Annotated in this window: 8 protein-coding genes; 6 read left to right on the forward strand and 2 right to left on the reverse strand. The window is 52.6% G+C overall.

Annotated features, from left to right (window positions below; genetic code table 11):
- Nucleotides 1-472: 472 nt before the first annotated feature.
- The 3 genes from AC0QH1_RS07075 to AC0QH1_RS07085 all read left to right on the forward strand — a co-directional run bounded on the left by AC0QH1_RS07075 (nt 473) and on the right by AC0QH1_RS07085 (nt 4,598).
- Complete coding sequence (locus AC0QH1_RS07075) at nt 473-2,875, forward strand: ribonuclease R family protein (protein WP_324630291.1); 2,403 nt, start codon at nt 473-475, stop codon at nt 2,873-2,875.
- A gap of 192 nt (nt 2,876-3,067) precedes the next feature.
- On the forward strand, nt 3,068-3,703 hold the full coding sequence (locus AC0QH1_RS07080) for a flavin prenyltransferase UbiX (protein WP_324630292.1): 636 nt from the start codon (nt 3,068-3,070) through the stop codon (nt 3,701-3,703).
- A gap of 82 nt (nt 3,704-3,785) precedes the next feature.
- Nucleotides 3,786-4,598 carry a LapA family protein gene (locus AC0QH1_RS07085; RefSeq protein ID WP_324630285.1) on the forward strand — a complete coding sequence of 271 codons (813 nt, stop codon included), beginning with the start codon at nt 3,786-3,788 and terminating at the stop codon, nt 4,596-4,598.
- 99 nt (nt 4,599-4,697) lie between these two features.
- Here the strand turns inward: AC0QH1_RS07085 and AC0QH1_RS07090 are convergent, their stop codons facing one another.
- Nucleotides 4,698-5,624 carry an alpha/beta fold hydrolase gene (locus AC0QH1_RS07090; RefSeq protein ID WP_324630286.1) on the reverse strand — a complete coding sequence of 309 codons (927 nt, stop codon included), beginning with the start codon at nt 5,622-5,624 and terminating at the stop codon, nt 4,698-4,700.
- 320 nt (nt 5,625-5,944) lie between these two features.
- On the opposite strand from AC0QH1_RS07090, the gene AC0QH1_RS07095 reads away from it, so the two are divergent.
- Together AC0QH1_RS07095 and AC0QH1_RS07100 are read left to right on the forward strand one after the other, a co-directional pair.
- Nucleotides 5,945-6,901, forward strand: a complete 957-nt coding sequence (locus AC0QH1_RS07095) for a putative 2-dehydropantoate 2-reductase (protein WP_324630294.1) — start codon at nt 5,945-5,947, stop codon at nt 6,899-6,901.
- A gap of 226 nt (nt 6,902-7,127) precedes the next feature.
- The gene (locus tag AC0QH1_RS07100; RefSeq protein WP_324630287.1) at nt 7,128-7,568 is read left to right on the forward strand and encodes a hypothetical protein; all 441 of its coding nucleotides are present in this window, start codon (nt 7,128-7,130) and stop codon (nt 7,566-7,568) included.
- A gap of 173 nt (nt 7,569-7,741) precedes the next feature.
- On the opposite strand, the gene AC0QH1_RS07105 is transcribed toward AC0QH1_RS07100, so the two are convergent.
- Nucleotides 7,742-8,401, reverse strand: a complete 660-nt coding sequence (locus AC0QH1_RS07105) for a VOC family protein (RefSeq protein ID WP_324630288.1) — start codon at nt 8,399-8,401, stop codon at nt 7,742-7,744.
- A 113-nt stretch (nt 8,402-8,514) separates the two neighbouring features.
- On the opposite strand from AC0QH1_RS07105, the gene AC0QH1_RS07110 reads away from it, so the two are divergent.
- Nucleotides 8,515-8,973 (forward strand): class II aldolase/adducin family protein, encoded by a 459-nt coding sequence (locus tag AC0QH1_RS07110; RefSeq protein ID WP_324630289.1) that lies wholly within the window; start codon nt 8,515-8,517, stop codon nt 8,971-8,973.
- The last annotated feature ends 55 nt before the right edge of the window (nt 8,974-9,028 follow it).

Raw genomic sequence — 9,028 nt, forward strand, 5'->3', positions numbered from 1 at the left:
CACAGATTCCGAGCCAACCGGAGACACGACCCATTTGGCAAGGCTGGATGCCCTGTAAATCCTGGTATCGCCCAATTAGTAAATGTAGGGAGCTAGGTTAGAATCCACGGACAATTCATTTTCTCAAATTAGCTCCAGACGGAAACGATTTGGAGGCGCATCTGGGCAAAAGCTCCCAGTGCGCGGTGAGAATGCTACCTGACTGGGATACGGGGAGCGGGCCTGACAGCCGTAAGCCCTACCGGGACACTCCCACCTTGCGCCAGCAGGTGGGGGAGCATTCATACGCTACCACGGTTTTGGCGGGATGGGTTGGATGCCGGGGATGCTCGCTCCAGTACAATCTCGTTAATGGCGAACGCTTAGTCGTCACTGGCCGAAAGGCTCGGGAATGCTGGAGATCGGCGGCAACTACCGCTGTTTTGTGTCCCAGGAAGAGAACCGAATGGAAAAACAAGGATCGATCGCGCTCATGGACTTTTCAATCGCTACACTACTGGCAAATTTTGCAGATGACAAATTGGTTGCTCCCAAGGTCTTAGAAAAGAAACTGGGTTGCCAGGATGAAACGAGCGTGCGCTATTTGCAAATCGCCCTGGATGCGTTGGAAAAAATTGGCCTTCTCGTAAAAGAGAAGGGTCGCTATCGTCGCATCTGGGAAGAAAATGTCGTGGAAGCTAAACTACGTTGCTCGAGCAAGGGGTTTTGCTTTGCGATTCAAGATAAAGAAGGCACGGAGGATATTTATATCCGAGAATGCCATCTGAGTAATGCTTGGAATGGCGATCGCGTGTTGGTCAATATCATTAAAGAGGGCAGCCGTCGTCGCTCTCCGGAAGGAGAAGTGAAACTGATTCTGGAACGCTCTAACCCTTCGGTGTTGGCGCGGGTAAAACAAAGCGACTCTCGCTATCAAGCGGTTCCTTTGGACGATCGCTTGCTGTTTGAACTGGATTTGAAACCCAATGGGGTGGTTCTGGAGTCGGCGGTGGATCATCTGGTTCACGTGGAAGTTTTGCGCTACGCCCTGGGTAGCAATCCGCCTGTGGGGCGCGTGGCTCAAATTCTCGGATCCGATGCTGAAGATGCCAATGATTTGGATATTGTCTGCTGCAAGCATGACTTACCTCGCTCTTTCGGAAAATCCGTCTTCGATGAGATTGCGGAATTTCCCAAGTCGGTGCGAAAAAGCGATCTGAAAAATCGCTTGGACTTGCGGAAACTGTTTGCTATCTCTGTGATGCCCACATCTGGACTGGATAATTCCTCGTTTGTGGTCGAACAAGCGTTTACCTTGGAATCGCTCAAGGGGGGTCAGTCGCGGATTGGCATTCACGTGGCTGATGTGGCACATTGGGTCCTACCGGATACGGCTGTAGACCGCGAAGCGCGCAAGCGGGGCGTGTCCGCCTATCTGGGCAAGACGGTATTGCCAATGCTTCCCGAGGCGATCGCGGTGGAAAGTTGTTCCCTGATTCCAGGTGAAGAGCGCCTCGCGATTTCGGTATTAGTCACCTTAGATGAATTTGGGGTGGTGGATTTTGAAATTCAACCCAGCGTTATCCAGGTTGACTATCAGGTGGCGAATTCCCAAGCTCAATCTCTACTGGATTCAGTTCAAGAAGAAGTGGCTGACCCAGAAACGATTCCGAGTTGGTGGAATGAGTTGCGCGATCGCCAACCCTCTGAAGATGGGGAACTCCTCCCGGATGAGGTGAACGAGCTGTTAGATGAACTGTTTCGCTTGAGTTATAAACTGCAAAAGCAACGTCGGGAGCGCGGTGGCTTTGAATTGAATCTGCCACCGAATCAATACGGCACTTGCCCGTCGGTCTTTAACGATGAAGGCGTGCAAGGGGCGATCGCCCTTTCTTCTCACCTCACGGCTCGGGGACTCATGTGTGAGTTCGTTATCCTGGCCAACCAACTGATCGCTAACCACATCAAGGAACTCGGCCTTCCCGGCATTTATCGGGTTCAACCCGCGCCGGACCTCGATCGGGTGGACGAACTGATCAAGCTGGCTAGCCAGATGGGGGTGGAAGTAATGCTCGATGACCCGGATGAGGTCACGCCTACGGACTTTCAAGACTTTACTGAGGTGTTTGCCGCATCCACTTGCGAGCGAGTCCTCACTTATCTGCTGGAGTCTACCCTGAAACCGCCCACCTACAGCACGTTAGCTAACCCTCACTTTGGTTTGGCGCTCACAACAGGATATACTCACTTTAGCGCACCAGTGCAGCGGTATGCGGATTTATTGGTGCAGCGATTGCTCAAAACTCTGTTCGACAAAGGCCGCGATCGCAAAACCACCCGCGCCCGCGATCGAGTTGACCTACATAGCAGTAACTGTCATGGCCTGATTACCTGGAATGTCCTCCCCCCCGATATCCAACAGGAGTTTGAAACCGAATTCTCCACTCTAGTTGGCCATCTGACCGAACGGGAAAAATTAACCCAAGAAGCCGAAGCCGACTTGGAAGGTCTGCAAAAAGCCGGCCTGATGAAAGAACGCACCGGGGAAACCTTCTCCGGACTGATTACCGGCGTCCAATCTTACGGCTTCTTCGTGGAAATCGAAGTGGAATCCCCCGATGGTTCCCCCCTGCGTCTGGAAGGTCTGGTCCATGTCTCTTCCCTAAAAGACGACTGGTACGAGTATCGCTCTCGCCAACAAACGCTCGTGGGCCGCAAAAACCGCAAGCAATACAGCCTCGGCGATTGGGTCGAAGTTCAAGTCAAAAGTGTGGACTATTACCGTCAGCAAATTGACTTGGTTGCCGTGGGCGGCGGTAGCGAAGCCAGTGCCGATGACTATTCCGATTATCGCATGGGCGATCGCGACTACTACGACTATGACGATGAAGAATAAACCCCTACCGGTTTAACTTCCCCCCTTCACCTGTAACGGGTTCCTAGGCTCACCCTGGGAACCCTCCTAACTTTCCCCACCTTTTCAACCCCCTTATTTCCTCACCCTTTCTCCCCTTTAAAATCAGTTCAAAACATTCCTCCAATGATAAAATAACCCCCAGCTTTGTCGTTTACAACTTCCCTCGGAAAAATTAATACCTCCAACTCCAACCCCCAACAAAAACTCCCCCTAATCTTAGGCATCACCGGCGCATCCGGTTTAATCTACGCCGTCCGCGCAATTAAATTCCTGCTCGAGGCCGATTATCCCATCGAACTGGTGGCCTCTAAATCCACCTATATGGTCTGGCAAGCTGAAAACAATATCCGCATGCCCGCAGACCCCGCCGCGCAAGAAAAATTCTGGCGCGAACAAGCCGGCGGTGTGACCACCGGTACCCTGACTTGTCACCCCTGGCAGGATGTAGGCGCTAATATAGCAAGTGGTTCTTTCCGTACCTTGGGAATGCTCATCCTCCCTTGCAGTATGAGCACGGTGGCCAAACTCGCTAATGGGTTGAGTTCTGACTTGCTCGAACGCGCCGCTGACGTGCAGCTCAAGGAAGGTCGCAAATTGGTCATCGTCCCGCGCGAAACCCCCTTTAGTCTGATTCACTTGCGAAACTTGACCGCTTTGGCAGAAGCAAACGCTGCTATCGTCCCGGCAATTCCCGCCTGGTATCACAAACCCAAAACCATTGAGGATTTGGTAGATTTTGTGGTGGCGCGGGCGTTGGATATCTTGGACATCGATTGCATTCCCCTGCGTCGCTGGTCAGGCCATTAATCACTCCCGCTTTTAATGAGAAAGTCTGATTTTTTAAATTAACCTATTCCCCATTATCTTGATTATTCAGAGTTAAATTCTTATGCGTGAATTTCGCACTGTGCTGCTGCTGGTGGTTCTCGGCGGATTAATTATTTTTGCCGTGCAAAATACCTCGCCGAGTCTGGCATTGGTGTTTTTAGGGATGAAATCTGTCCCCTTACCTCTGTCGGTGTGGGTGTTAGGGGCGATCGCCCTCGGTGGTGTCACGTCCTGGGTGATGGACATGCTCTTGCGTCTCTACGCTCATTGGGCCGCCAAAGAGTCGCGAGTCAGACGGGGGCGATCGCCCTACCGCGACCCGATAGAACCCTCCCCGGAACCTCCCGCATCCTGGTCTCCCTCCGCCAGAAACCCCCAATCAGAAACCCCCCCGCCCTCTGGCCGAACTTGGGACCCCAATGCGACCCACCTGCAGGATAACGACCCGGGGGAACCCTTTCACCCGACCTCCGCCGAGGAATTCGACGATGACAAAAACTGGATCGACGAAGATGAGGAATTCTTCGACGAAATCGAATCTGACGCTTATAACTACGAGGTGGTAAAAGAACCGAGGAGCGAATCTTGGTCCGGATCCATGTATTCCTACAGCTATCGCGATCGCGGCGAGTCCCGGGATGAGGACCGGGAATCCCCGGGAGAAACTGAGGCGCGAATTATCACTCCCCCTGCTTCTGAACCACCGCCCTCCCCGGAACAGGAGGAAGAAGACAACGCCTCGCAGATTCCTCCTCCATCCCCGGAGAATCAAACTGCATCGGAACCACAACCCGCCGAGAATTGGCAGTCAGAACCGCAAGGGCAAGATGACTGGACCAAGAAGCGATCGAAAGCTGACTGGGAGGAATGGTAATGAATGTCAGACGCGATAAATCGCCTCTCTACAAAAGGGCGTTCCCCCCTACGGGGGGAACGAGTCACGCGGAAAATTTCGCGCCTCTACATGCCCGGTTTATCCCTGCTCGATCGCCGGGGTTGTTTCTGGCGCGGATAACTTTTGCAACCACTCCACAATCAGCGGATTGACGATTTCTGGACGCTCATCGTGGGGACAGTGACCGGTGTTGGGAATCGAAACAAACTCGATCGCCTGGGTATTGGCAAACTCTTCAAAAATCCGTCCGCCGGCGATCGCGGTCCAAGGGTCATCCGCACCCCACAAGACTAACAAGGGACGCTGGAGTTTGGGCAAAAACTCCACGGGGGGTTTGCCCGCCGGGGCGGTGAGAATGGAGGCAAATACTTTCTGCGCCCCCGCATGACAAGAGGGTTCGTAAAGCAAATCTACCAATTCATCGCAAACCGCCTCGGGGTTGCGATACACTTGCCTCAAGGTTCTGCGAATCCGGTGTTTCTGACGGATGCGATTAAACAAAAATGGCCCGACGGTGGGAGAATTCACCAGCTTGGCAAACATCCCCATCACCACCCGCAATGGGGGATTGAGTTCTTCGGGACGATGATTCAATCCGCCGGCGCAGTTGAGCAATACGCCCCCGGCAGCAATTTCGGGAGAATCGGCGACTATCATCAAGCTGAGTAGCGCGCCGATGGAATTGCCGATAAATACGGCGGGTTCTCGGATCTGTTCTTCCCAGAAGTCTTTGAGCAGGGCTTGCCACAATTCTAAGGTGTACTCGAGGGGGGGTTTATCGGAATCGCCAAATCCGAGTAGGTCGATGGCAAAAACTCGATACCCGTTTTCTGCTAATACGGGAATGTTTTTGCGCCAATGACCGATGGAGGCTCCAAATCCATGAATCAGCACCAAGGGCTGACCTTCGCCCCGGATGCTGTATTTAATTTGATGGCCTCTCCAAGTCCAAGTTTGCTTTTCTAATTGGGTTGGCGCGGTAAGCTGTTCTGTGGTTGCGGTCATTTTATGAAGTTTCGTAAACTCCTTTTTATGATAATCGGGTTTGGGGCGAGTCGGTGTTGAGATAGGTGGGGTGGCGCTGTGGGAATTTTATTACCACAAAAATTGTATTTTGTCAAGGCATAGGCGGAAATTTTTCGGGAAACTTAGGCTACGGTTTGCATTTGACTCTAGCGGATTGTGAGGTAGAGTAATTTCTGTAGGACTTAGGCATCTTGTCAAATTAAGCATTACCTGTAGGGTGGGCAATTTATTGTCCATCGTACCTGTGAAGTAGGTGCGTAAGTTCTGTTGTGATGTAGCGAGTTAGACGGATTTTGATGATGGGGGAATTATCTCAGTCTCAGGGTAAACGCCGCTATGGAATTATCGGCACTGGCGCGATCGGTGGATTTTACGGTGCAAAATTGCAACAGGCGGGTTTGGAGGTTCATTTTTTGCTGCATCGGGATTACGATGCGGTGCGCGATCGCGGTTTGATTGTGGAGTCGGTTGATGGTGATTTTACCCTCAACCCGGTCTATGCCTATAATGACGTGCATCAGATGCCGCCTTGCGATGCGGTGGTGGTGGCGCTGAAAACCACGCGCAATGATTTGTTACCCCAACTGCTACCCCCGGTGATGAAGGATTCGGGGGTGGCAATATTGCTACAAAACGGCCTCGGTAGTGAAGAGCTGGCGGCTGAGGCGGTGGGCAGCGATCGCGTTATGGGAGGACTGTGCTTTATCTGTTCGAATAAAGTCGGTGAGGGACATATCCGCCATCTGGATTACGGATACATTAATTTTGCCGAATATGCGGCGAACTATCAACCCCAAGGCATTACGGACCGAATGCGTCACATTGGGGAGGATTTCAAACAAGCGGGGATTCCGGTTCAATTCTCGGAGGATTTGCTCCTGGCGCGATGGAAAAAACTGGTGTGGAATATCCCGTTTAATGGCCTTTCGGTGGTGTTGGATGCCAAAACTGATGCCCTGATGGGAAATCCGCACACCCGCACTTTGGCAGAACAGTTGATGCAAGAGGTGGTTGCCGGTGCGGCGGCGTTTGGACGGGAAATTCCCCCCAGTTTCCTCGATTCGATGCTGGACCATACGGTGAAAATGAAACCCTATCTCACGAGTATGAAGTTAGATTGCGATCGCGCTCAACCTCTGGAAGTGGAAGCCATTTTTGGCAATCCCTTGCGCGCGGCGGCAAGTCAGGGGGTGCAACTTCCCAAAATTGACATGCTCTATCAGCAGCTTAAGTTTATCGATGCCACGTTGGGTTGAGATTCTCTGCGGTGAGGGATTGGGTGGTTGGAATGGTGCGTGACTCGGGGTGTTGATTTGGGGGATAATTGCAATCTGGATCGACCCGAGTCACGCACCCTACGGGGTGGAAATAGTGATTCTGTCACGAAATCTATAGTTTTGTAAATATTTTGGTTTTGGATATTGACACAGAATCAAAATTCGCCTATGATGAAGATGTCAAAGTTCGATACGGAGAACAGTTATGCATCGACGTGGTGGATACCGTCCCGGCGCGGGACGAAAAGGAGCCTGGCGGCATGGAGAAACGCGCACGATCCGAGTGCCGGTGGCATTAGCCGATCGCCTATTGGAAATTGGGCGAGAGTTAGATAGCGGGAACGATTGCGCCCCGGAATCGTTAACGGGGTTGCTAGATGAATGGCAGATGCAATGCGACGCGCAACCGGCAGATGCCCCAGAATGGCAAAAGGTGCGGCAGCTTTTAAGTGAGATTCGCGAGCTGTTGTCGGAATCGGCGGAATTCGCGGAACCGGGAATGGGTCGCGGTTTCGGGCGCGGTAGAGGTAAAGGAAATCGCCCCCCAATGGATGATGAATTCCCTCGGGGTCGCCAAGGACGAGGCAGAGGCCGATATGGTCGGTCGATGCCGTTATCTGAAGTTCCGGGCGATCCGCAGGAGTAATCCCAATTTTCTAAACTTTTGATGGAGTACCATCGCGTATCGGGACAGGGCATGCCATGTCCCGATATTCTCTCATTGTGCTAAAATATAGTATATATCGGTGGGTTTGAAAAAGCCCAGGCGCGATTTCAATCCCCCGCCCGGTATTGCCACGGTGGTATTTCAATCGCCTGTTATTGCTCAACTTCCGAGAGGCGCAACCCGCGAATGTTCTGGCAGGAAAAAGTATCTTGACCTCCGGGTTGGCGGCGGATCAGTTCGATAACCTGTCCGGCCCAATTTCTCAGGAACCACTGACACAAGCAACCGTCGTCTTGCGGTTGTGCGGAGAGGGGGATAAAGCCTTTCTGTCGCCAGTGTTGGGCGGCGGAGTGCATATCGTTTACTTGAATGGCAATATGAGGAACGGCATTATCTCCGCTGGCGCGCCGATCGCGGTCGAGGCGATCGTGGGGGGCGTGAGGGGCCAAAAGCACGAGTATGCCGCCAGCAGGGAGGACGAAGCTGATGAAATACATGGCCAAATCATCTGGAAAAGGCTCGTCTTCGGGACAAAATTCATTCGGCCATTCTCCTGGTCCTTCGGCGATCGCAGCGCCTAATTCCACCAGGCGATCGCTGTACTGGATCGCCGAATTGGCATCGGGTAAGATCGGGACGAAATGGTCTACCCGGACGCGATCGCCATAAAGCTCGATGGTGAAAGGCGATCGGGCGAAATATTCCGGCGTCATACAATCGGATTTATACTTCAGTTGCCCGTTTATTTCTACAATCGGCGATGGGGAGAGACTTGCCGCCCCGGTTCGGGATAGTTGTAGGTTGTTCATCATCACACCTCAGTTGGCTAGGTTTTGCATTTGCTGCGGTTTAGTGTTAACTTTTATTAAGACTCGTTACCCCCAAGTTAACCTAAAAGAAGTCTTTTTTGCAACCACTGCCCGAGATGAAACACGCCATAGACACCCGCTTAATCAAACCCGAACTCCCGCAACCGCCGACTTTCGAGAGTCTGGAAGCGGAACGAATTCACCGGAAACAGCGCCTAGCTGCTGCCTTTCGCTTGTTTGCCCATTTTGGTTTTGATGAAGGACTCGCCGGTCACATCACCGCGCGGGATCCGGAATTTCCCGATCGCTTTTGGGTCAATCCCTTTGGCATGTACTTCGGTCACATTCGCGTCTGTGACCTGCTATTAGTGAATCACAAAGGTGAAGTCATCGAAGGGGATAAACCGGTGAATGCGGCGGGATTTGCCATTCATTCCAAAATCCACCAAGCGCGCCCGGATGCCGTCAGCGCCGCCCACGCCCATTCCCTTTATGGCAAATCCTGGTCTACCCTGGGCCGGTTACTCGACCCCCTGACGCAGGATGCTTGCGCCTTTTACCGAGAATCGGCGTAAAGCCCCCGGATTTATCCGTGGGGATATAAGCCGAGCGACTGACCCCCGGTCCCCC

The organism is Phormidium sp. CCY1219 (genome assembly GCF_055795085.1).

Coding starts and splice junctions, on each gene's coding strand:
- AC0QH1_RS07075 (WP_324630291.1), top strand. CDS start 473: ATGGACTTTTCAATCGCTACACTACTGGCAAATTTTGCAGATGACAAA.
- AC0QH1_RS07085 (WP_324630285.1), top strand. CDS start 3,786: ATGCGTGAATTTCGCACTGTGCTGCTGCTGGTGGTTCTCGGCGGATTA.
- AC0QH1_RS07090 (WP_324630286.1), bottom strand. CDS start 5,624: ATGACCGCAACCACAGAACAGCTTACCGCGCCAACCCAATTAGAAAAG.
- AC0QH1_RS07095 (WP_324630294.1), top strand. CDS start 5,945: ATGGGGGAATTATCTCAGTCTCAGGGTAAACGCCGCTATGGAATTATC.
- AC0QH1_RS07100 (WP_324630287.1), top strand. CDS start 7,128: ATGCATCGACGTGGTGGATACCGTCCCGGCGCGGGACGAAAAGGAGCC.
- AC0QH1_RS07105 (WP_324630288.1), bottom strand. CDS start 8,401: ATGATGAACAACCTACAACTATCCCGAACCGGGGCGGCAAGTCTCTCC.
- AC0QH1_RS07110 (WP_324630289.1), top strand. CDS start 8,515: ATGAAACACGCCATAGACACCCGCTTAATCAAACCCGAACTCCCGCAA.